The organism is Blastochloris viridis, assembly GCF_001402875.1.
Classification (GTDB): domain Bacteria; phylum Pseudomonadota; class Alphaproteobacteria; order Rhizobiales; family Xanthobacteraceae; genus Blastochloris; species Blastochloris viridis.
The window spans coordinates 1,707,032-1,728,745 of sequence record NZ_CP012946.1 but is presented as its reverse complement, the minus strand read 5'-3'; the positions used below and the strand labels follow the sequence as shown (position 1 = coordinate 1,728,745).

Below are 21,714 nucleotides of genomic sequence, written 5' to 3'. Positions count from 1 at the left end.
CGAACGATCCATGCAAGTTCTGAATACGGCTGCCGCGCCGCGCGACGTCCCCACTGGTGCGGCGTTCTGTGCTTCGCCCGGCGCCATTGAGCAGGTGCGCTACGGCTGCAGCCTCGGCGCGCTGGCGAGCGTAATCGCCATTCCGAATGCCGTTCCGATCACCCATTGCGGCCCCGGCTGTGCCACCAAGCAGTTTCACGCGCTGTCCGGCATCAACGGCTACCAGGGCGGCGAATTCCACGTTCCGAGCACCAATCTCGGCAATCGCGAGGTGATCTTCGGCGGCGCCGACCGGCTCGACGAACTGATCGCGGCAACGCTGAAGGTGATGGAGGCCGATCTCTACGTGGTGCAGTCCGGCTGCATTCCCGGCCTGGTCGGCGACGACGTCGAGAGCGTCGTCGGCCGCTATCGCCGGCGCGGTGTGCCGATCGTGCTGGCCGAGACCAGCGGCTATCGCGGCAACAATTTCACCGGCCACGAGACCGTGATCCGCGCCATCGTCGACCAGTTCGTCGGCGCGTACGATGGGCCGCGTGATGCCGAGCTTGTCAATGTGTGGTCGCTGCTGCCCTATCAGAACCCGTTCTGGCGTGGCGACCTCACGGAGATCCGCCGCATCCTCGAAGGCATCGGCCTCAAGGTCAACATCCTGTTCGGCCCGGCCTCGGCGGGGGTGCCGGAGTGGCGCGCCATTCCGCAGGCGGCCTTTAACCTCGTGCTGTCGCCCTGGCTCGGTCTCGCCACTGCCCGCCACCTCGAACAGGTCTACCGCCAGCCCTATTTGCACGTTCCGACCATTCCGATCGGCGCAACGGCGACGAGTGCGTTCCTTCGCCGAATTGCGGAATTCGCGGCGCTCGACCGGCAGCGAGTGCAGGCGTTCATCGCCGCGGAGGAAAAGGAGCATTACCTCTATCTGCGGGATTTCACCTCCTTCTACGCCGGCTGCACCAGCCAATACCAACTGCCCTCGCAGGCAATCGTGGTCTCCGAAAGTGCCTACAATCTCGCGGTTGCCGCCTTCCTGGTCGAGCAGCTCGGCCTCAACCCCGGCCCGATGGTAATCACCGAGAATCCGCCACCGGAAGTTCGCGACGACATCCGCGCCAACTACACCGCGCTTACCGACGGCGCCGAGGTCGCGTTCATCGAAGACGGCCATCTGGCACGCCAATACGTGCTTGAGCGGCGCACCGACGGCGAGCTGCCGATCGTGTTCGGCTCGACATGGGAGAACGCGCTGGCGCAGCAGCTGAACGCGCCGCTGGTCGAGATCGGCTATCCCTGCACCGACGAGGTGGTGCTGTCGCGCAGCTATGTCGGCTATCGCGGCGCGCTGGCGCTGATCGAGCGGACCTATACCACGGTGGTGCGTGCCAACACCCTGGCCTGAGCCGCCACCTCGCAGCGCCACCTGGCGCGTTCACGCTCAATCGGAAGGCCGGGCCGAACGTTGGCCCGGCCTTTTTTGCATTTGCCGCGCTTGGGCTCGGCATCGCGGCACGTGCTGCCACCACATCGTCATTGCGCCGCCCATCTCTCGACCTGACGCGCGTAGCAGCAGATGTGTGCCACGCGGCCTTCCATGAGAATGGTGTTCGCAATCCAGGCGTGAGTTTGAAAGCCATTCCTCGACCGCGCCTCGTACAATGATTCCAGGATCAGACGACCGCGCCGTGCGCGGTGTGTCACCGGCGTCAGGCCCGCTCGCGACCGATGCGCTTTTGGCGATTGGGCGACCGCAGCAGCCATTGGGATGAAGATATGAAAGTCGCAATCGGAACCGGCGACGGCGTATTCGTCACGGAGCATTTTGGCTTCGCCACCCAATTTCAGATCTGGGATCTCGGCAGCGGCGCGCCGCGACTGATCGAGACGCGCCGCAATCTTCCAGCGTGCGGCGCCGGCCCGCGAGCGGACGCGACGGCGCTGATGGATCGCTCTGTCGAAACCGTGAGCGATTGCCGCGCCGTGGTCGTCGCCCGCATCGGTGAATGCGCGCTCACCCGCCTCACCGCGCTCGGCATCCTCGCCTTCGAGGCGGACGAGCCGGTCAAGGTCGCGCTGCGCGAGATTTCGGCCTTTCTCGCCGACCAGGCGGGCGTGCCGGCATGACCTCGTCTTCCCCTCCCTCGACGATGTGCCCGGCCCAGGCGATGCGCCCGGCCTCCGCCACGCCCGCCTTTCCGGCGCTGGAGGGGCGCCATCCCTGCTTTTCGACCACCGCCGAGGGCCACGCCCGCAGCGCGCGGCTGCACCTGCCGGTCAGCCCCGGCTGCAACATCGCCTGTGCGTTCTGCAAGCGCGATTTCAACCGAAGAGACCAGCGCCCGGGCGTGGCCACGCGGCTGCTGACGCCGGACGAGGCCACGGACATCGTCGCGCGCGCGCTTGAGCTGTGCTCGACCCTCGCAGTGGTCGGCATCGCCGGCCCGGGTGACCCGTTGGCGAGCACGCACGCGCTCGACACCTTCGCCCTTGTGCGTCGGCGCTGGCCGCACCTTATCTTGTGCCTGTCGACCAATGGCCTGATGTTGCCCGCTCACCTCGACGCCATCGCCGACGTCGGCGTTGCCACGCTGACGGTGACGGTGAATGCGGTCGATCCGGCAATTCAGGCCCAGATCACGCCGAAGATCGCCTGGCAGCGCCGCCGCCTGAACGGCATCGAGGCCGCCGAGCGACTGATCGCCAACCAGCTCGAAGGCATCAAGGGCGCCGCCGAACGCGGCCTCACGGTGAAGGTCAACACCGTGCTGATCCCGGGCGTCAACGACCACCACATCGGCGACGTCGCCGCCCAGGTTGCCGCGGCCGGCGCCCGGCTGATCAACGTCATTGCGCTGATCCCACAACACGACTTCGCTCATCTGCCGGCGCCCGGCATGGTGATGCGCCATCGCGCGCGCACTGACGCGGCGCAGCACCTCAAGGTGTTCACTCACTGCCAGCGCTGCCGCGCCGACGCCTGCGGTATCCCGGGTGTCAGCGACTACACCGAACAGCTCTACGGCGACCGGCTGGTCGCCGAACCGACGTTTTCGCACGGCTGAGCCGTGCATGGACCCCAACGCAGGAGAGGCCGGAATGTCAAAGCAGCTCAAGCAAATCGCGATCTACGGCAAAGGCGGGATCGGCAAATCGACCACCACCTCCAACATCAGCGCGGCACTGGCCGAATCCGGCTTGAAGGTGATGCAGTTCGGCTGCGACCCCAAGGCCGATTCCACCAACACCCTGCGTGGCGGCGAATACATCCCTTCCGTACTTGAGCTGCTCGCCGAGCGGCGCCGGGTCGATGCCTACGAGGCGATCTTCCAGGGCTTCGGCGGCATCTATTGCGTCGAGGCCGGCGGACCGCAACCAGGCGTCGGCTGCGCCGGACGCGGCATCATCACTGCGGTGGAGCTTCTCAAGCAGCAGCGGGTGTTCGAGGAGCTCGACCTCGACGTCGTGATCTACGACGTATTGGGCGACGTGGTGTGCGGCGGCTTCGCTGTGCCAGTGCGCGAGGGCATCGCCGAGCACGTCTTCACCGTTTCGTCGTCCGACTTCATGGCGATCTACGCCGCCAACAACCTGTTCCGTGGCATCGAGCGCTTTTCCAGCGCCGGCGGAGCATTGCTCGGCGGCATCATTGCCAACTCGATCAATACCGACTTCCAACGCGAGATCATCGACGATTTCGCCGCCCGCACCGCGACACCGATCGTGCAATACGTGCCGCGTTCGCTGACGGTGACGCAGGCCGAGCTGTCCGGGCGCACCACGATCGAGGCCGCGCCGAACTCCGCGCAGGCCGAAGTGTATCGCGAACTCGCCCGCCGCATCGCCGATCACACCGAGTCGAAGGTGCCGACTCCGCTCAACCAGCAGGAGCTGCGCGAGTGGTCGGCGCGCTGGGCTGACCATCTGGTTGCCGCCGAGCGGGCCGAATCCGAGCGACAGCGCGAGGTTGCCTGACCGCCTGACGAATCCGGATGCCGCACCGCGCGGCATCCGCCGCTGCTGCACCTTCCAAGGATATGCGATGGCCATCAATCTCAAGACCTCGAGCGTCGAAACGCGCGAACAGCGGCTCGGCACCATCATCGGCTGGGACGGCGCCGCGTCGTCGCTGGCCGAGGAATCGGCGTTCTCGCGCGGCGACTGTGCGTCCTGCGGGTCCAGTCGCGGCGCCAAGGCCCGCCGGGTGTGCGAGCTGCAAGGCCCGTTCACCCAGGGCTCGGTGTGCAGCGAGCAGATGGTGGAATGCCAGGCTGGCAACGTGCGCGATGCCGTGCTGGTGCAGCATTCGCCGATCGGCTGCGGCGCCGGTCAAGTGATCTACAACTCGATCTACCGCAATGGCCTGGCGATGCGGGGCCTGCCGGTGCAAAACATCCGCTTTGTCTCGACCAACCTGCGCGAGCGCGACATGGTCTATGGCGGCGCCGAAAAGCTCGACCGCGCCATCCGCGCCGCGTTCGACCGCCACAGGCCGAATGCGATCTTCATCGCCACCTCGTGCGCCAGCGGCATCATCGGCGACGACGTCGAGAGCGTCGCACGGGCCTGCGAGGCGGACCTCGGCGTGCCGGTGATCCCACTGCACTGCGAGGGCTTCAAGTCCAAGCACTGGAGCACCGGTTTCGATGCCACTCAGCACGGCATTTTGCGCCAGATCGTGCGGCGCAACCCTACCCGCAAGCAGGACGACCTGATCAACGTCATCAATCTGTGGGGCACCGACGTGTTCACGCCCATGCTCAAGGAGCTGGGCCTCAGGGTGAATTACGTCGTGGACATGGCGACGGTGGAAGAACTGGCGCAGATGTCGGAAGCGGCAGCGACGGTGAGCTTCTGCTACACGCTGGGGACCTATCTGGCCGCAGCGCTGGAGCAGGATTATGGCGTGCCGCAAGTGAAGGCGCCGCAGCCTTATGGCTTCGCCGGCACCGACGCGTGGCTGCGCGAGCTTGCCCGCGTCACCGGCCGCGAGGCGCTGGCGGAAGACTATATCGCCCGCGAGCACGCCCGCGTGAAGCCGCTGCTGGCCGCGCTACGGCCCAAGTTGAAGGGCCTCAAGGGCTACGTCGCCACCGGCTCGGCCTATGCGCACGGCATGGTCGGCGTGCTGCGCGAACTCGACGTCGAGGTCGACGGCTCGCTCGTCTTCCACCACGACCCGGTCTACGACTCCGAGGATCCGCGCCAGGACTCGCTCGGCCATCTGGTGGAGACCTATGGCGACGTCAAGCACTTCACGGTCGGCAACCGCCAGCAATACCAGTTCTACAATCTGCTCCAGCGGGTGAAGCCCGACTTCATCATCATTCGTCACAACGGGCTGGCGCCGCTCGCCGCCCGGCTCGGCATCCCGGCCATTCCGCTCGGCGACGAGCACCACGCGCTCGGCTACCAGGGCATGGTCAATCTCGGCGAGTCGATCCTGGCGGTGTTGCAGCATCGCAAGTTTCACCAGGACATCGCTGGCCGCGTCCGCCTTCCCTACAAGGCGTCCTGGCTGGCCGAGCCCGATCCGTTCGCGCTTGCGCGCCTCGCCACCGTCTGAAGGACCACCCCATGGCCATCCTCGCTTTGAAGCAACGCTCGGCCGATCTCGCGCCGGAGCCTGACTCGTCCGGCCCGATTGAACTGGTGCGCTACATTTGCGCCATCGGCGCGCTGCAGAGCGCGGCAGCGATTCCGCGAGTGGTGCCGATCACCCATTGCGGCCCGGGCTGCACCGACAAGGCGTACATGAACGTCGCGTTCTACAACGGCTTCCAGGGCACCGGCTGGGGCGGCGGCCCGGTGACGCCGAGCACCAACGCCTCGCAGCGTGAGGTGATCTTCGGCGGCGCCGACCGGCTGCGCGAGCTGATCGAATCCACTCTCACGGTACTCGACGGCGACCTGTTCGTCGTGCTCACCGGCTGCATTCCCGACCTCGTCGGCGATGACGTCGGCTCGGTGGTGCGCGATTTCCAGAAGCGCGGCGTGCCGATTGTTTACGCCGAGACCGGCGGCTTCCGCGGCAACAACTTCACCGGTCACGAAGCGGTGGTGCAGGCGATCATCGAGCAGCACCTCGGCCCCGATGCCGGCGAGCGCAAGGCGGGGCTGGTCAATCTGTGGTCACTGCTGCCGTACCAGAACACGTTCTGGCGCGGCGACCTTGAGGAGATCAAGCGCCTGCTCGAGGGCATCGGGCTCAAGGTCAACGTGCTGTTCGGGCCGGACTCGGCGGGCATTTCGGAATGGCGCGACATCCCTCGCGCTGCGTTCAATCTGGTGCTGTCGCCGTGGCTCGGACTGTCCACCGCCAAGCTGCTGGAGAAACGCTACGGCCAGCCCTGGCTACACATCCCGGTGGTGCCGATCGGCGCCCGCCAAAGCACCGCGTTCCTGCGCGAGGTCGCGGCGTTCGCCGGCCTGCCCTCCGCGCCGGTCGAGGATTTCATCGCCCGCGAGGAGGCACGCTACTACAATTACATCGACGGTTTCACCGACTTCTATTCGGAGTACTGGTGGGGTCTGCCGGCCAAATTCGCGGTGATCGGCGACAGCGCCTACAACCTCGCCCTGACCAAGTTCCTGGTCACCCAACTCGGGCTCATTCCGGCGCGCCAGATCGTTACCGAAGATCCGCCGGATGAGCACCGCGAGGCGATCCGCGCCCAGTTCCGCGCCATCGACCACGACGTCTCGGTCGAGGTGGAATTCGACGAGGACAGCTTCGTCATCCACGACAAGATTCGCTCGACCGATTTTGGCCAGAAGCCGCCGATCATCTTCGGGACGACCTGGGAGCGCGATCTTGTCAAGGAGCTCAAGGGCACGCTGGTCGAGGTCGGCTTTCCGGCCTCCTACGAGGTGGTGCTGTCGCGCAGCTATGTCGGCTATCGTGGCGCGCTCGCACTGCTCGAGCGCATCTACACCACCGTGGTCAGCCGCAGCGCGTAGCATATGCCCCCGGCATCTGATGCCCGTTCAGTGACCGCTGCCCCTGCCACCCGCGTGCATCACTCATCCCCGGACGCTACGGAGGGCCTCATGCGGGTGACTTCCCGAAAGAGCCGGGAGCGGGAACGCCGCATGCCCGGATCTGTGAGGGCGAAGCCGAATGGCCGAGCTACTCGACCACGATAGAGCCCGGAGGAATAGTGCCAATGGCCGCGGCAGCCGGCCGTTGGTTCCGATCGCAATTTTCGTGAAATCATTGATTTAACGGACGAAAATCTGCGAGTTTCGACGGCTCCATGCGTCAGCATCCGGGGCCGTCGGTATAGCGGGCGTTGCCACCGGCCAATTGGGGAGGCCACCCGACCCGGCCCAGCGTCGCCTGCATCGCACAGCTTCCGCAAAATGCAGATACAAGGAGCATCCGCGACATCCCGCCGGTTTCACCGTATTGTTGGGTTCGGCGCATACTTACGCTACTGCACAGAGTCATCCTTGCCCAGATCTCCCAACGTTCTCCCCGCATTGCCCTCGAAGCGAGACCTGCTCGCGTTCCTGAGCAGCCATCCCGGTGCCGCCATGCGCGACATCATGCGCGCCTTCGGCCTTGGCAGCGCCGCGCGCGGCCCGCTGAAAGACCTGATGCGCGAACTCGCCGACGACGGCGTGGTCGCCCGTCGCAAGAAGCGCCTGCACATTCCGGGTACGCTGCCAGCGGTGGTGGTGGCCGACATCACCAGCCGCGACCGCGAGGGTGACCTCATCGCCCAACCGGTGGAGTGGGACGAGGCCGAGCACGGCGCGCCGCCCAAGATCCGCGTGCAGGTGCCGCGCCAACGCCGCGCCGCCCTGCCCGCTCCCGGCGTCGGCGACCGCGTGTTGCTCAAGACCGAGGAGAGCACCGAGGACGGCCACGTCCGCCATGCCGGCCGGGTCCTGAAAGTCCTCGACAGGTCGAAGGCCCGCATTCTCGGCCTCTACCGCCGCCTGCCCGGCGGCGGCGGACGGCTGGTCCCGATCGAAAAAAAGAACATCGGCCGCGAGCTCAGCGTGCCGCCCGGCGCCGAAGGCGACGCCGAGGACGGCGACCTGGTCTCCGCCGACCTCGTTCGCCAGGGTCGCTTCGGCCTCAGCACCGCGCGGGTGCGGGAGAAGCTGGGCTCGGTTGCGTCCGAGCGCGCCATCTCGCTGATCGCCCTCCTCGCGCATGGCATCCCGCACGTGTTCCCGCCGGCGGTGCTTCAGGAGGCGGAGGCCGCGCGCCCGGCGCCGCTGGAGTCCTACGAGGACTGGCGCACGCTGCCGCTGGTCACCATCGACCCGGCCGATGCCAAGGACCACGACGACGCTGTCCACGCCGAGGCGGACCTTGATCCCGACAACCGCGGTGGCTTCGTCCTCACCGTCGCCATCGCCGATGTCGCCCGCTACATCCGGCCGGGCTCGGCGCTCGACCGCGAGGCGAGACTCCGCGGCAATTCGGTCTATTTCCCCGACCGGGTGGTCCCGATGCTGCCCGAGCGTATTTCGAACGATCTGTGCTCGCTCCGCCCACTGGTCGACCGGCCGGCGATGGCGGCACGGATGATCATCTCGGCCGACGGCAAGAAGCTGAAGCATAGCTTCCATCGCATCATGATGCGCTCGGCCGCCAAGCTCGCCTACCCGCAGGCGCAGGCCGCCATCGACGGCCGCCCCGATGAGGTCACCGCGCCGCTGCTCGAACCGGTGCTGCAGCCGCTTTGGGCGGCCTACGCCGCGCTGAAACGGGCGCGCGACGCGCGCGGCCCGCTCGATCTCGATCTGCCCGAGCGCAAGGTCCTGCTGAAACCCGACGGCTCGGTCAACCGGGTGATCGTGCCGGAGCGGCTCGACGCCCACCGGCTGATCGAGGAGTTCATGATCCTCGCCAACGTCGCCGCGGCGGAGACACTGGAGCGCCACAAGACGCCGCTGGTCTATCGCGTCCACGACCAGCCGGCGCTTGAGAAGCTGGAATCGCTGCGCACCTTCCTCGGAACGCTCGGAATCGCGCTGCCGAAGGCGCCGGTGCAGCGACCGTCCGGGTTCAACACCATCCTCGCCAAGGTGGCGGGCAGCGACACGGCGCAACTCGTCAATGAGGTTGTTCTGCGCAGCCAGGCCCAGGCCGAGTACGCGGTCGAGAATTACGGCCATTTCGGCCTCAACCTGCGCCGCTACGCGCATTTCACCTCGCCAATCCGCCGTTATGCCGACCTTCTGGTCCATCGCGCCCTGATCCGGGCGCTCAAGCTCGGCGACGGCGCACTGGCGGACAGCGTCGGCGCCGAAGACTTGGCAGAAATCGCCGCGGAAATCTCTGCCACCGAGCGCCGCGCAATGGCGGCCGAGCGCGACACGGTCGACCGGCTGATCGCCCACCACCTCGCCGACCGCGTCGGCGCCACCTTCGGCGGCCGCATCGCCGGCATGACCCGCGCCGGACTGTTCGTGCGGCTGAGCGAGACCGGCGCCGACGGCTTCGTGCCGGTTGCGACCTTGGGGGCCGACTATTTCCGGTTCGACGAGCAGCGCATGGCGCTGGTGGGCGAGCGTACCGGCGAGACCCATCGGCTGGGGGATACGGTAACGGTTAAATTGGTTGAGGCTGCACCAGTGGCCGGCGCATTGCGGTTCGAACTGTTGTCGGAAGGCCGGTTCGAGACCCCGACCGGTCGTTCCGGGAAACGTGCAATCCGCCGCCTGACCGGTAAAGTGGCGCGCCGACCGGGCCGGAGCCAAAAATGACCGAAACGAGCCTGTCCGAAACGATCCTGTCCGACCGCAGCACGCGCCTCACCAGCGAAGCGCTGCGGCTGATGAAGCCGACCCCCTATCGCCGGCCGCGCGATGCCGCGACACTGATTCTGCTCGACCGCACCGGCCCGACCCCGAAGGTGCTGCTCGGCCGACGTCACGTCGGCCACAGCTTCATGCCGGGGGTGTTCGTCTTTCCCGGCGGCTCGGTCGACGCCGCCGACCGCCGCATGGCCGCCCACGGCGGGCTGGGCGAGGTCTGCAGCCGTCGGCTGGCCGATCAAGTGGTGCGGCCAAGCCCGGCCCGCGTTCGGGCGTTGGCGCTGGCGGCGATTCGCGAGATGTTCGAGGAGACCGGGCTATTCGTCGCGGTGAAGGCGGAGGGGCTCACCGTGCCGACGCCGGGCGACGCCCCGGCCTGGACGGCATTTGCCGAACGCGCGCTGCTGCCGACACTGGCGCCGCTGCGGTTCGTAGCGCGGGCGATCACGCCGCCGGGCCGTTCGAAGCGGTTCGACACCCGCTTCTTCGCCGCCGATGCGACCGCGGTGATCGACCGCGTCGATGGCGTGATCGGGCCCGATGCCGAACTCGTCGAACTGGCCTGGGTCCCGCTCGGCGAGGCCCCGAGCCTCAAGATGCCGATGATCACCCGCATCATCCTTGAAGAACTGAACGATCAGGTCACCGCCGGCTTTCCGGATACGCTGCCGGTGCCGTTTTACCGGATGCAAAGCAAAATATTCGGTCGCAGCGTGCTGCCGTGAGCGTCGCCGGCTTGCGGCGGCGCGGTGGCGACGACTTCCCTGCTGCGACACATCACGGGCCTCGAGCGACCGCCTGCCCAGTGTCGTCGCCAGAAGCTCAAACGATCCGGATCGTCAGGTCCGGCAGGCCGTCGACATGGGCGGTGAGGACGTCGCCGCGCCCGACTGCACCGACATTGTCCGGCGTGCCGGAGAAGATCAGGTCGCCGGCCTTGAGTTCGAATGCCTGCGACAGGTTGGCGATCTGTTCGGCGACACTCCAGATCATGTCGGCGAGGTCGGCGTTTTGGCGCACCGTGCCATTGACTGCGGCCGAGATCGCACCGCGGGCGGGGTGGCCGACCTGCGCCACCGGCTGGATCGGGCCGACCGGCGCCGCGTTGTCGAAGCCCTTGCCGACGTCCCACGGCCGCTTGGCCTCGCGCATCGCGTTCTGAAGGTCGCGTCGCGTCATATCGAGGCCGACGGCGTAGCCAAAGACGTGGCCAAGCGCATCAGCCGGCGCGATGTCGCGCCCGCCCGAGCCCAGCGCCACCACCAACTCGACCTCGTGGTGATAGTTCTTGGTGAGTGGCGGCATCGGGTGGTCGACCACCGCGCCCGGCCGTACCACCTGGATGGAATCGCGCGGCTTTTGAAAGAAAAACGGCGGCTCACGGCTGGGGTCGCCCCCCATCTCGCGGGCATGTGCAGCGTAATTGCGGCCAATGCAATAGATGCGTCGCACCGGAAAAGCCGAGTCTTCGCCGATCACCGGAATCAGCGTCGGAGCGACATCGAACAGCGTCTTGACCGTCATATTGGAACTCGCAGCGGGCGAAGGATTATCCACGACCGTTGCCGACGTTCATCGATTAAATCGGGGAAAGGCGGTCGGGGATGCGCACAGATTGCGGCCGAGGCCGGTTTTCGACTGCAATGTCTACCCCATCCGCAGCGCGGCGTCCTCTCCCAGTGGCCGCCGGCCCGCGATGAGCGGATCGAGCGCACACCGGCGAGGACGGCCCAAAGGCGCGTTGGAGCAGTGACGGTGCCGATCACTTCCACCGCGACATCACATCATGATCCCGGATGCGATTTCGGCCTCTACCCGGCGCTATCTGCCGCCTGCCACCCGCTTAACCACCTTCCGAGCGGTCCGGCCGCGCGCGCGGTCCTGCGCCGCCAGGGTGTCACTCGCCGGCTCGCGGGGCGCCTCGGGTGGCGGCGGGCCGCCGGCCACCGCCGCCCCGCCCATGTAGGCCGGTGGGTCGCTGGCCGGAAACGACAGTTCGGATGCGGCGTCGACCAGTTCCTGCTCAGTTTCGGGTACGGTGTCGCGTTCGGCCTTGGTGCGTTCGGCTTCGGACATCCTGCGCTCGGCCACGGTGGTCTCCCTTGAAGTGAACCAGGAAATAACTCGCCGAATGCTCTGAAAAGTTGGCATTTCCGGCGACCGTCCGGCCATTCCTTGGGGCGATAACCGGACGTAACCTAACCTTCAGGCCGTCGTGCGGGTTCCTTCGCCATCGGTGGCGTTGGCGAGTCCCGGTCGTTTTCCCGGAGCGGCTATGCCGCGCGGTCAGGTGACCGGGCGGCACGGCTCTGGCAAGGTTTGCCGGCTGAAGATCAGGTCTGGGAGGGGTCGGGGATGTTCGATGCCATCGCCTTCGCCGGCGGCGGCAATCGCTGCTACTGGCAGGGTGGCTTCTGGGATGCCGCTGCCAGCGTGCTCGATTTTGCCCCGAAACTGGTGGTCGGCGCCAGCGCCGGCGCTTGGCAGGCGGCCTATTCCCTGCTCGACCTTTACGATCAGGTGCGCCCCACCGTGATCGGCGCCTGCGGCCCCCACCGCACCAATTTCGACTGGCGCGGCAGGACGACGCCGAAAAGTCTGTTCCCGGTCGCGCCGCTGTTCCACGAGCTGGTGTCGATGACGCTCGGCGATGCCGAGTTCGCCCGGCTGAAGCTGATCGTGGACCTGCGCATCGCCATCTCCCGGCCGCCGCGCTGGCTGCCGGCCCAGGCCGCGCCATGGGTCGCTCTCACCGGCTATCAGCTCGAAAAGCGGCTGTTCCATCCGGTCCACCCGCGGTTTGGTCGGATGCTCGGCTTCGAGCCGGAGTTCGTGCCGGTGCGTGCGATGCGGAGCCGAACCGAGCTGGTCGACGCCATCATGGCCAGCGCCACCGTGCCGCCGATCATGCCGATCCTCACCATCGGCGGACGGATTGCGCTCGACGGTGGCTTCGTCGACAACGTGCCGGTCGAGCCGCTGGTGCCGGTCGAGCAGGCCGGTGGGCGCACGCTGGTGCTGCTCACCCGCTGCTACCGCTCGATTCCACACGTTCCGGGCCGCACCTACGTGCAGCCGTCCGAGCCGATTCCGGTCAAGCAATTCGACATCACCGACCCTGCCGGCATCCGCGCCGCTTTCGAGCTCGGCCGCAGGGACGGCGCCGCCTTCGCCGCGGCGTGGCGGCGGCAGATCAGCGCCAGCGGCGCTCGGCGCTCCGCCATCGATCCAGGGGCATGACGTCCGGCGGCACGCCATTGGGGTGCGGCCACGAATCGACCGCCCATGGCCGGCCGGTCGCGCGCTCCACCATCACCGCGGTCTGGTGCGGGTAGCGAAGGTCGATAAGGAAGCCGCGCGCCGCCGGCCCTTCCGGTTGGTGGAACTTCAGAAGGCCGAGGTCCGCGAGCAGCACCAGATACTGGGTGGTGTTGGTGGTCTCGTCGATGCAATCGAGCTGGCCCCGCTCAGGTCGCAACGGGTCAAGCCCGCCGCGGTCGGCGGCGGTGCCGGCCACCGGCGCCACCTTCCGTTCCAGCAACGCGACCGCCCGGGCAACGGCGGCCCGCTCGGCTTCCGCGGTCCTGGCGCCCTGCAGCAGCCGCCGAACCTCGCCGAGGTCGCCGGGGTGAAGCGTGACCGCGGTGCGGGCGGTGCAGCCGAAATCGTGGCAAACGGTCACCCGGTCGGGCCGTGGCGGCGGAATCTCCTTGGTCGCCAGATAACTCACCGCGTCATCGCGCCCCGCCATCGCCGGGTCGGTGCCGCCGAGACAAAGGACCACAACCACTGCTTCACGCCACCGCATCCGGCATCCTAACGCGGTTTGCAGCTCCGACTCCACAGGCTTGGCCGCGGCGCGTCAGCGAGATTGACCGCAGCCCCCCGGCCACCCATAAACCGCCCATGATCGACCCCTCCCACGCGACCCCGATCCACATCGTCGGCGGTGGCCTCGCCGGTTCCGAGGCGGCCTGGCAGGCGGCGCAGGCCGGCGTGCCGGTGGTGCTGCACGAAATGCGTCCGCTCCGCACCACCGAGGCCCACCGCAGCGACGGGCTGGCCGAGCTGGTGTGCTCCAACTCGTTCCGCTCCGACGACGCAGAGACCAGCGCCATCGGCGTTCTCCACGCTGAGATGCGCCGGCTGGGCTCGCTGATCATGGCGTGCGCCGACGCCCACCAGGTGCCGGCCGGCGGTGCGCTGGCGGTTGATCGCGAGGGTTTTTCCGCAGCGGTCACCGGGGCGCTGGACGCGCACCCGTTGATCGATATTCGCCGCGAGGAACTCGGTGCGCCACCGGCCGATTGGGACAGCGCGATCCTCGCCACCGGCCCCCTCACCTCGCCAGCGCTGGCCGAAGCGATCCGCGAGATCACCGGCGAGGCCGACCTCGCCTTCTTCGATGCCATCGCCCCGATCGTCCATCGCGACTCGATCGACCTGAGAGTCGCCTGGTTCCAGTCGCGCTACGACAAGGCCGGCCCCGGCGGCTCGGGCGCCGACTACATCAACTGCCCGCTCGACCGCGACCAGTACGCCGCGTTCATCGACGGCCTGCTGGCCGGCGACAAGACCGAGTTCAAGGACTGGGAAACCGCGACGCCATATTTCGACGGCTGCCTGCCGATCGAGGTGATGGCCGAGCGCGGCCGCGAGACGCTGCGCCATGGCCCGATGAAGCCGTTCGGCCTCACCAACCCGCACAACCCGACGGTCAAGGCCTACGCCATCGTCCAGCTGCGCCAGGACAATAAGCTCGGCACGCTCTACAACATGGTCGGATTCCAGACCAAGCTGAGGCACGCCGAGCAAATTCGGCTGTTCCGCACCATTCCGGGCCTCGCCAACGCCGAATTTGCCCGGCTCGGTGGCATTCACCGCAACACCTTCCTCAACTCGCCCAAGCTGCTCGATGCGACTCTGCGCCTGAAAGCTGCACCGCGGCTGCGGTTCGCCGGCCAGATCACCGGCTGCGAGGGCTATGTCGAGAGCGCGGCGATCGGCGGCCTCGCCGGGCGGTTTGCCGCCGCCGAGCGGGCCGGCGAACAGCCGCTGCTGCCGCCGCCGACCACCGCCCACGGCGCGCTGCTCAACCACATCACCGGCGGCCATATCGAGACCATCGACGCCGGCCCGCGCTCGTTCCAGCCGATGAACGTCAATTTCGGGCTGTTTCCGCCGCTGGCGGCGCCGACCCGCGGTCCGGACGGCGAGCGGCTGCGCGGCCCGGCCAAGGCCCTTGCCAGGAAGCGCGCGCTGTGTGCCCGCGCCCTGGCGGATTTCGACGGCTGGCGCGCCGGCGCCCTCAAGGCCGCGGCGGAGTGACCATGCGCGACAAGACCCTCGGCCCCTCCGCGACGGCCCGCGGCCGCTTCGAGCCGGAGATGGTGCTCAAGTCCGACACGTTCTCCACCATCGAGCGCGGCACCTTCATCAGCGTCGACGGCGGCCGCCGACCGGCGGTGCGGCGGCTGTTCGGCGAGGTGGCGTGGTGGGTGAAGCCGATCGCAAACCATTTTGCCAGGCGCGAGGCCAAAGCGCTCGCCGCCGCCACCGGCCTCAATGCCGGCCCCGAGCTAGTCGACCAGGGGCCGGGCTTCCTGGTGCGCTCGTGGATCGACGGCCTGCCGCTTCACCTCGCCAAGCCGACCGACCCGGCCTGGTTCCGCAACGCCCGGCGGGTGCTGCACGCCATCCACCGCACCGGCATCGCCCACAACGACCTTGCCAAGGAACAGAATTGGCTGGTCGGGCCGAATGGCGAAGCCATTCTCACCGACTTCCAGCTCGCCGCGGTGTTTTCCCGGCGCTCGAAGCTGTTCCGGCTGCTGGCGCATGAGGATCTGCGCCACCTGCTCAAGCACAAGCGCCGCTATTGTCCCGACGCGCTGACCTCGGCCGAGCGGCGCATGCTGAAGCGCAAATCGCTCCCGGCGCGGCTGTGGCTCAAGACCGGCAAGAAGGTCTACAACGCCTTCACCCGCGGCATCCTGCGCTATGAGGACCGCGAGGGCGGCGGCAAGCGCCTCGCCATCGACGCGCCGAAGATCGTGGCGCGACTGAAGCAGCACCCGCAGGTCGGCGACGCCTTCGTGGCAGCCTTCCCGTTTCCGCGCCGCGGCTCCGGCCTCTACGCCTTTGTCGAAGCCTCCGGCCTACAGCCGGATGAGGCGCGCCGCTTCATCGCCGACGAGCTCGGGGCCGAGCATGCGCCAGAGCTTCTGCAGGTGTGCGAGCAGCTGCCGCGCCACCGCGACGGCAGCCTGCACGAGGAGGTGCTGCGCCTCGTCGCGTTGAACCAGATCGACCTCGTTGCCACCCTGGCCGAGACCGAGGCGGCGCGCGCCGCCGCCGCCAACGTCGTCGCCAGCCGGCTCAATCTCGCCGACCGGACCTAAGAGACCGTTTGGAAACTCCGACGGGGCCGCGCGGGAGCCGATTTCCAAACGGTCTCTCAGCCGGCATTCGGATCACAGCGCGGTCCCGGGGCCGGAAACGGTGTCTCCGGATGGCCGCGCGATCCGACGCGCCTGCCGCGCCGCCCACCACAGCGTCAGTTGCCGCTGCCATTGCGGCACTTGCACCGGGGTGGTGAACGGGTCGTAATCTCCGCGCTCCATCCGGACGAGATAGCCGCGCACCAGGGCGACTGGAAGAAAAGCCGCGGTGACCTCGGCCGGAATCCGCTCTACCGCCGCGCTCACCTTCGTCAGGTGGTCGTGGGCGTGGTGACGCATCTCGGCGAGCGCCGCCTTCAGCGACGGCGTGTAGCGGCCACGGAGCACCTCGGCACGGTCGACGCCGTGGCGGTCGAGCACATCGACCGGCACGAACAGCTGGCCGCGCGAGGCGTGCAACGGAAACGCCCGCAGCAGGCCGGTGATGGCGTAAGCCACCCCGCCATGGCCGGCGATTTCCGCGGTGTCCGGGTCGCGGCCAGCGGCCAGGATCAGGGCGGCGAGTTGCAGCAGCGCCGCCGAGGTCTCGCCGGTATAGCCCTCGAGGTCGGCCAGCGTCGGCATCGGATCGTCATAGAGGTCGAACACCCGCGCCTCGATCAGGTCGAAGAACGGTCCGACCGGCAGCCTGCAGCGGGAGATGGTCTCGATCAGCGCTGCCGCGACCGGATGGGCGGCGACGTCGCCATGGGCGCTGCCGGCCAGCGCGTCACGCCACCACTGAAGCCGCACCTCACCGGGCAGGGGGTCCGACACCACTTCGCGGACCCGTGCGACCTCGGCGTTGAAGGCATAGAGCGCGTAGAGGTGCGGACGCGCCGGCGCCGGCGCGAACAGCGTTGCAAGGTACCGGTCCTTGTCGGCTTCGCGCACGAGGGTTTCGCAGTAGGCGAAGGCATCGCTGATCATGTTTTTGGAGATAGCGCGCGCCGCCGGTCAGTCCACGGCGATCAGGCCCGCGGCAACCCGGCGCGATTCGGCCAGCAGCAGGTTGTAGGTATGCGCCGCGTGTGGCGTCGCCATCGATTCAACCGCAACCTGCCGCTCGCGCAGCCGGCGCCGCAGCGGCTCGGGTAGCGGCGCGAGCCGCTCGCCCGAGCCGAACACGAAAAAATCGATGTCGTCGGCCTCGGCAAACACCCGGGCCAGCGCCGCGTCGTCAACGTCCTGCGGCGTCCGAACCGGCCATGCCCAAATGCCGCTCGGCAGGATCAGGAGCGAGCCGCGGTGCGACATCTCCGCGAAACGGAACCCGCCCGCCCCGAAGCGTTCGATGGCGTGGCGCCCCGGCAGGTGCGGCGTGCCGTCGAGCGCGGCCATGTCGGGCTCCGTCCTCAGGCTTTAGCCGTGGCCGCCTTGTCGGCGTCGTCCTTGGCCTGGGTCTTCACCCCGAGATAGATCAGGAACGGCGCGGCGATGAATGCAGACGAATAGGTTCCGATCACGACGCCGAAGATCATCGCCGCCGTGAAGGAGCGGATCACTTCGCCACCGAAGGCATAGAGCGCCACCATCGCCAGCAGCGTTGTCGAACCGGTATAGATGGTGCGCGACAGCGTCGCATTCATCGCAATGTCGAGCAGTTCCTCGGTCGAAATCCGCTTGTATTTCCGCAGCATTTCTCGAATACGGTCATAGATGACAACCGTATCGTTCACCGAATAGCCCATGATCGTGAGGATGGCGGCGATCGAGGTCGAGTTGAACTCGATCTGGGTTACCGCGAAGAAGCCGATGGTCAGAACGATGTCGTGCATCGTCGCCACCATCGCGCCGATCGCGAACTGCCATTCGAAACGGAACCAAAGGTAGAGGATGATGCCGAAGATGGCGATGACGGACCCGATGGTGCCGCCCTGCACCAACTCCTTCGACACCTGAGGCCCGACCACCTCGACGCGGCGGTAATCGACCTCGCTGCCGAGCGCCTCCTTGACCTTGACGACCACCGCCTGCTGCGCGGCGTCGCCGCCGGGCTGGGTCTGGACCCGGATCAGCACGTCGGTCGGTGGCCCGAACTGCTGGATCTGGACATCGCCAAGGTCGAGGTTGGCCAACTTCGCGCGCATCGCGCCGATGTCGGCCGGGCCGGACTTGGACTGCACCTCGATCATGGTGCCGCCCATGAAGTCGATGCCGAAATTCATCCCCACTGTGAGGAACAGCACGATCGAGACGATCGACAGTACGGCCGACAGCGGGAAGGTCAGCCTCCGCCAGGCCATGAACGGCAGCTTGGTATCGGCGGGAACGAGTCTCAGAAGACGCATCGGAACGGTTCCAGCTCAGATCGGCAGACGCGCCGGCCGCGCCCAGCGCACCCAACTGGCGATGAGCAGACGGGTGAACACAAAGGCGGTGAACACGGTGGTGACAATACCGAGCGAGAGCGTCACCGCGAATCCCTTCACCGATCCGGTGCCGACCAGGAACAGCACGAAGCCGGCGATCAGCGTGGTCATATTGGCGTCGATAATGGTCGCGAGCGCTTCGCGGAAGCCATGGTCGAGCGCCGTGATGGCGGAGCGGCCGTTCCGTACCTCCTCGCGCACGCGCTCATAGATCAGCACGTTGGAGTCCACCGCCATGCCGACGGTGAGCAGGATGCCGGCGATGCCGGGCAGCGTCAGCGTCGCCTCGATCGCCGAGAGCACCCCGAGCAGCATGCCGATATTGACGATCAGCGAGATGTTCGCGAACACGCCGAACAGGCCGTAGATCGCGATCATGAACGTCACCACCAGCACCGAGCCGATGATCGAGGCGTAGGTGCCGGCCCTGACCGAATCCTGGCCGAGGCTCGGGCCGATGGTGCGCTCCTCCACCACCGTCAGCGGCGCCGGCAGCGCGCCGGCCCTGAGCAGGATGGCGAGGTCGTTGGCCTGCTGCACGGTGAAGCGGCCGGAAATCTGGCCGGAGCCGCCGAGAATCGGCTCGCGGATCACCGGGGCCGAAATCACCTGATTGTCGAGCACGATGGCGAACGGCCGCCCGACATTCTCCTGGGTGACCGCGGCGAAGCGGCGGGCGCCGTTGGTGTTGAAACGGAAATTGACCACCGGCTCGCGCGTCCGGCTGTCGAAGCCGGGTTGGGCGTCGACCAGGTCCTCGCCCGCGACCATCACCCGCCGTTCGACCAGCACCGAGCCGCTGCCGCGTTCGGAACTTTGCATGACCTCCGAATCCGGCGGCGCACGGTCGGCCAGCGCCTGATCGGCGCTCATCGACATGTCGACCAGGCGGAAGGTGAGCTTGGCGGTGGTGCCGATCAGTTGCTTCAGGCGGGTCGGGTCCTGCAGCCCCGGCACCTGAACCAGGATGCGGTTGGCGCCCTGGCGCTGAATGGCCGGTTCGGTGGTGCCGAGCTGGTCGATACGGCGGCGAACGATCTCGATCGACTGGTCGACGGCCAGCCGCACCCGGTCGTTCAGGCCGGCCTGGGTCATCACCAGCTGGATCTGCCCGTCCTCACCCTTGCGGACATCGATGGTGCGCTGGGTCGAGCCCCCGAACATGCCGCCGATCGGCAGCGACAGCTCGGAGAGCTTCTTAAGCGCCTCGTCGTCGTTCTCGCGGTCGCGAATGCGGACCTGGACCGCGTCGCCCTGGATACCGAGCCCGGTGTAACCGATACGCGCCTCGCGAAGGATGCGGCGCACGTCGTCTCGCAACGCCTCCTGCTGCTCCTTGCGGACCGCCGGAACGTCGACCTCAAGCAGGATGTAGGAGCCGCCCTGCAGGTCGAGTCCGAGCACCATGGTGCGTTGCGCCCAGCTCGGCAGCGCCTGCAGCACCGTCGTCGGCAGTGCATTCGGCAGCGCCAGCAGGCAGCCGACCAGTGCGACCGCCAGGATCGCAATGGCCTTCAACCGGGTGAATACCAGCATCGACACGTCCTTCTGGCGGGCCGGCGCTCCGGCCCCACGTACCGCCTCAGCCCGCGGTCTCGTCCTTGACCGGCTCGCTCTTGGAGCGGACCTCGGAGATCATGCCGCGGATCTGGCGGACCTTAAGGCCCTCGCCAAGCTGAAGTTCGATCTCATTGTCGTCGATCACCTTGGAAATCCGGGCAACGATGCCGCCCGCGGTCACCACGATGTCGCCGCGGCGCAGGTTCTTCACCATCTCCTGATGCTGCTTGGCACGCTTCTGCTGCGGACGCAGGATCAGGAAATACATGATGATGAAGATCAAAACGAACGGCATCAGCGACAGCAGCATGTCGGTTCCGCCGCCGGCACCCGGGGCAGCCTGCGCGTACGCGGGAGAGATGAACATCGACGAACCTCATGAAATGCGGATCGGACCAGCGCGACGATGCAGGGTTTCCGCGCCCCACCATCATCTGGTGACGTCCGGGAGCCCTGCAGACCATTCAGACTCAACGAACCGCGTGCGCCGGATCTGCGAGCCGGCCCACGCAACCCTGCCTCTACGAAGCGGCGCGGACTATAGCCAGCCCCCCTTCGAATGCAATGCCGCTGCATCTTGCGGCATGCTGCCACCGTCGCTAAGCACGCGCCGACCCGTGCTCCAACCCCCGATCATGCCGTGACACCGCTCGCCTCAGTCCTTGATCGCATCGCCGCCGCGCTCGAACGGCTCACCCCGCCGCCACCGCCGGCGCCCGATTTTTCCAATGCCGATGCTTTCGTCTGGCAGGCGGCCAGCCAGCACTTGCAGCCGGTCGAGCGGGTCAACCGCGTGGCAATCTCGCTGCTCAAGGGCATCGACCGCGTCCGCGACACCCTGCTCGATAACACCGCCCGCTTTGCCTCCGGGCTGCCGGCCAACAATGCGCTGCTGTGGGGCGCGCGCGGCATGGGCAAGTCCTCGCTGGTCAAGGCCGTCCATGCCGAGGTGGTGGCGGCGCGGCGGGCCGGCGATCCGCTCAAGCTGGTCGAGATCCACCGCGAGGACATCGAGTCGCTGCCGGAGTTGATGGCGCGGCTGCGCCCGGCACGCTGCCGATTCATCGTGTTCTGCGACGATTTGTCGTTCGACGGTGGCGATACCTCGTACAAGTCGCTGAAGGCGGCGCTGGAAGGCGGTCTCGAAGGCCGGCCCGACAACGTGCTGTTCTATGCCACCTCCAACCGTCGCCATCTCATTCCGCGCGACATGGTCGACAACGAGCGCGCCACCGCGATCAACCCTGGCGAAGCGGTCGAGGAAAAGGTGTCGCTATCGGACCGCTTCGGGCTGTGGCTTGGCTTTCACAATTGCAGCCAGGACGAATACCTGACGATGGTGATGGCGTATGCGGCGCATTTTCGGGTGCCGACGCCGCCAGACGTGCTGGCGCGCGAGGCGCTGGAGTGGGCGGCCACGCGCGGCAACCGCTCCGGCCGCGTCGCCTGGCAGTTCATCCAGGATAGCGCCGGCCGCGCCGGCGTGACGATATCCGGCGCCGACGCTCCGGGATGACAGGGCCCGGCAGCCGGATTTGCCGATCAAGCGTTGCGCCAGGTCAAGGCGTGCCGGC

Annotated in this window: 20 protein-coding genes; 12 read left to right on the top strand and 8 right to left on the bottom strand. The window is 67.5% G+C overall.

What is annotated here, in order from left to right:
* The first annotated feature begins 10 nt into the window (after window positions 1–10).
* From BVIR_RS07680 to BVIR_RS07645, 8 genes are all read left to right on the top strand, one after another.
* Window positions 11–1,396, top strand: coding sequence for a nitrogenase component 1 (locus BVIR_RS07680; RefSeq protein ID WP_055037162.1), 1,386 nt, complete (start codon window positions 11–13; stop codon window positions 1,394–1,396).
* Between the two features lie 338 nt (window positions 1,397–1,734).
* Window positions 1,735–2,118 carry a NifB/NifX family molybdenum-iron cluster-binding protein gene (locus tag BVIR_RS07675; protein ID WP_236823736.1) on the top strand — a complete coding sequence of 128 codons (384 nt, stop codon included), beginning with the start codon at window positions 1,735–1,737 and terminating at the stop codon, window positions 2,116–2,118.
* Window positions 2,115–3,056, top strand: coding sequence for a radical SAM protein (locus BVIR_RS07670; protein ID WP_082416827.1), 942 nt, complete (start codon window positions 2,115–2,117; stop codon window positions 3,054–3,056). The genes BVIR_RS07675 and BVIR_RS07670 overlap by 4 nt, the downstream gene beginning before the upstream one ends.
* A 34-nt stretch (window positions 3,057–3,090) precedes the next feature.
* The gene (nifH, locus tag BVIR_RS07665; protein WP_055037160.1) at window positions 3,091–3,966 is read left to right on the top strand and encodes a nitrogenase iron protein; all 876 of its coding nucleotides are present in this window, start codon (window positions 3,091–3,093) and stop codon (window positions 3,964–3,966) included.
* A gap of 67 nt (window positions 3,967–4,033) precedes the next feature.
* Complete coding sequence (locus tag BVIR_RS07660; protein WP_055038750.1) at window positions 4,034–5,557, top strand: nitrogenase component 1; 1,524 nt, start codon at window positions 4,034–4,036, stop codon at window positions 5,555–5,557.
* Between the two features lie 11 nt (window positions 5,558–5,568).
* The gene (locus BVIR_RS07655; RefSeq protein WP_055037159.1) at window positions 5,569–6,951 is read left to right on the top strand and encodes a nitrogenase component 1; all 1,383 of its coding nucleotides are present in this window, start codon (window positions 5,569–5,571) and stop codon (window positions 6,949–6,951) included.
* Window positions 6,952–7,527: 576 nt separating this feature from the next.
* Entirely contained in the window at window positions 7,528–9,717 is a 2,190-nt protein-coding gene (gene rnr, locus BVIR_RS07650) for a ribonuclease R (RefSeq protein WP_236823748.1), read from the top strand.
* A complete protein-coding gene (locus tag BVIR_RS07645) occupies window positions 9,714–10,493 on the top strand; it encodes an NUDIX hydrolase (protein WP_169788592.1) in 780 nt (259 codons plus the stop codon). Before rnr ends, BVIR_RS07645 begins: the two co-directional genes overlap by 4 nt.
* A gap of 97 nt (window positions 10,494–10,590) precedes the next feature.
* On the opposite strand, the gene BVIR_RS07640 is transcribed toward BVIR_RS07645, so the two are convergent.
* Window positions 10,591–11,325: a fumarylacetoacetate hydrolase family protein gene (locus BVIR_RS07640; protein ID WP_236823735.1), complete on the bottom strand. Its 735-nt coding sequence runs from the start codon at window positions 11,323–11,325 to the stop codon at window positions 10,591–10,593.
* A 264-nt stretch (window positions 11,326–11,589) separates the two neighbouring features.
* Window positions 11,590–11,844 (bottom strand): hypothetical protein, encoded by a 255-nt coding sequence (locus BVIR_RS07635; protein ID WP_055037157.1) that lies wholly within the window; start codon window positions 11,842–11,844, stop codon window positions 11,590–11,592.
* 279 nt (window positions 11,845–12,123) lie between these two features.
* Here BVIR_RS07635 and BVIR_RS07630 point away from each other — a divergent pair, with 279 nt between their 5' ends.
* The gene (locus BVIR_RS07630; protein WP_055037156.1) at window positions 12,124–13,008 is read left to right on the top strand and encodes a patatin-like phospholipase family protein; all 885 of its coding nucleotides are present in this window, start codon (window positions 12,124–12,126) and stop codon (window positions 13,006–13,008) included.
* Here the strand turns inward: BVIR_RS07630 and BVIR_RS07625 are convergent.
* On the bottom strand, window positions 12,962–13,576 hold the full coding sequence (locus BVIR_RS07625) for a hypothetical protein (protein ID WP_145912034.1): 615 nt from the start codon (window positions 13,574–13,576) through the stop codon (window positions 12,962–12,964). The two genes, BVIR_RS07630 and BVIR_RS07625, sit on opposite strands and share 47 nt — an antisense overlap.
* A gap of 98 nt (window positions 13,577–13,674) precedes the next feature.
* On the opposite strand from BVIR_RS07625, the gene trmFO reads away from it, so the two are divergent.
* Together trmFO and BVIR_RS07615 are read left to right on the top strand one after the other, a co-directional pair.
* On the top strand, window positions 13,675–15,096 hold the full coding sequence (trmFO, locus tag BVIR_RS07620) for a methylenetetrahydrofolate--tRNA-(uracil(54)-C(5))-methyltransferase (FADH(2)-oxidizing) TrmFO (protein ID WP_055037154.1): 1,422 nt from the start codon (window positions 13,675–13,677) through the stop codon (window positions 15,094–15,096).
* A gap of 2 nt (window positions 15,097–15,098) precedes the next feature.
* Window positions 15,099–16,169 (top strand): AMP-binding enzyme, encoded by a 1,071-nt coding sequence (locus BVIR_RS07615; RefSeq protein WP_055037153.1) that lies wholly within the window; start codon window positions 15,099–15,101, stop codon window positions 16,167–16,169.
* Window positions 16,170–16,241: 72 nt separating this feature from the next.
* Here the strand turns inward: BVIR_RS07615 and BVIR_RS07610 are convergent, their stop codons facing one another.
* From BVIR_RS07610 to yajC, 5 genes are read right to left on the bottom strand one after another with little or no spacing between them, the layout of a single operon-like run.
* Window positions 16,242–17,138 (bottom strand): phytoene/squalene synthase family protein, encoded by an 897-nt coding sequence (locus tag BVIR_RS07610; RefSeq protein ID WP_055037152.1) that lies wholly within the window; start codon window positions 17,136–17,138, stop codon window positions 16,242–16,244.
* 27 nt (window positions 17,139–17,165) lie between these two features.
* Window positions 17,166–17,549, bottom strand: coding sequence for an Mth938-like domain-containing protein (locus tag BVIR_RS07605; RefSeq protein ID WP_055037151.1), 384 nt, complete (start codon window positions 17,547–17,549; stop codon window positions 17,166–17,168).
* Window positions 17,550–17,563: 14 nt separating this feature from the next.
* Complete coding sequence (gene secF / locus BVIR_RS07600; RefSeq protein WP_055037150.1) at window positions 17,564–18,499, bottom strand: protein translocase subunit SecF; 936 nt, start codon at window positions 18,497–18,499, stop codon at window positions 17,564–17,566.
* 15 nt (window positions 18,500–18,514) lie between these two features.
* Complete coding sequence (secD, locus tag BVIR_RS07595; protein ID WP_055037149.1) at window positions 18,515–20,116, bottom strand: protein translocase subunit SecD; 1,602 nt, start codon at window positions 20,114–20,116, stop codon at window positions 18,515–18,517.
* Window positions 20,117–20,162: 46 nt separating this feature from the next.
* Window positions 20,163–20,507, bottom strand: a complete 345-nt coding sequence (gene yajC / locus BVIR_RS07590; protein WP_055037148.1) for a preprotein translocase subunit YajC — start codon at window positions 20,505–20,507, stop codon at window positions 20,163–20,165.
* A gap of 273 nt (window positions 20,508–20,780) precedes the next feature.
* On the opposite strand from yajC, the gene BVIR_RS07585 reads away from it, so the two are divergent.
* On the top strand, window positions 20,781–21,656 hold the full coding sequence (locus BVIR_RS07585; protein WP_055037147.1) for an ATP-binding protein: 876 nt from the start codon (window positions 20,781–20,783) through the stop codon (window positions 21,654–21,656).
* The last annotated feature ends 58 nt before the right edge of the window (window positions 21,657–21,714 follow it).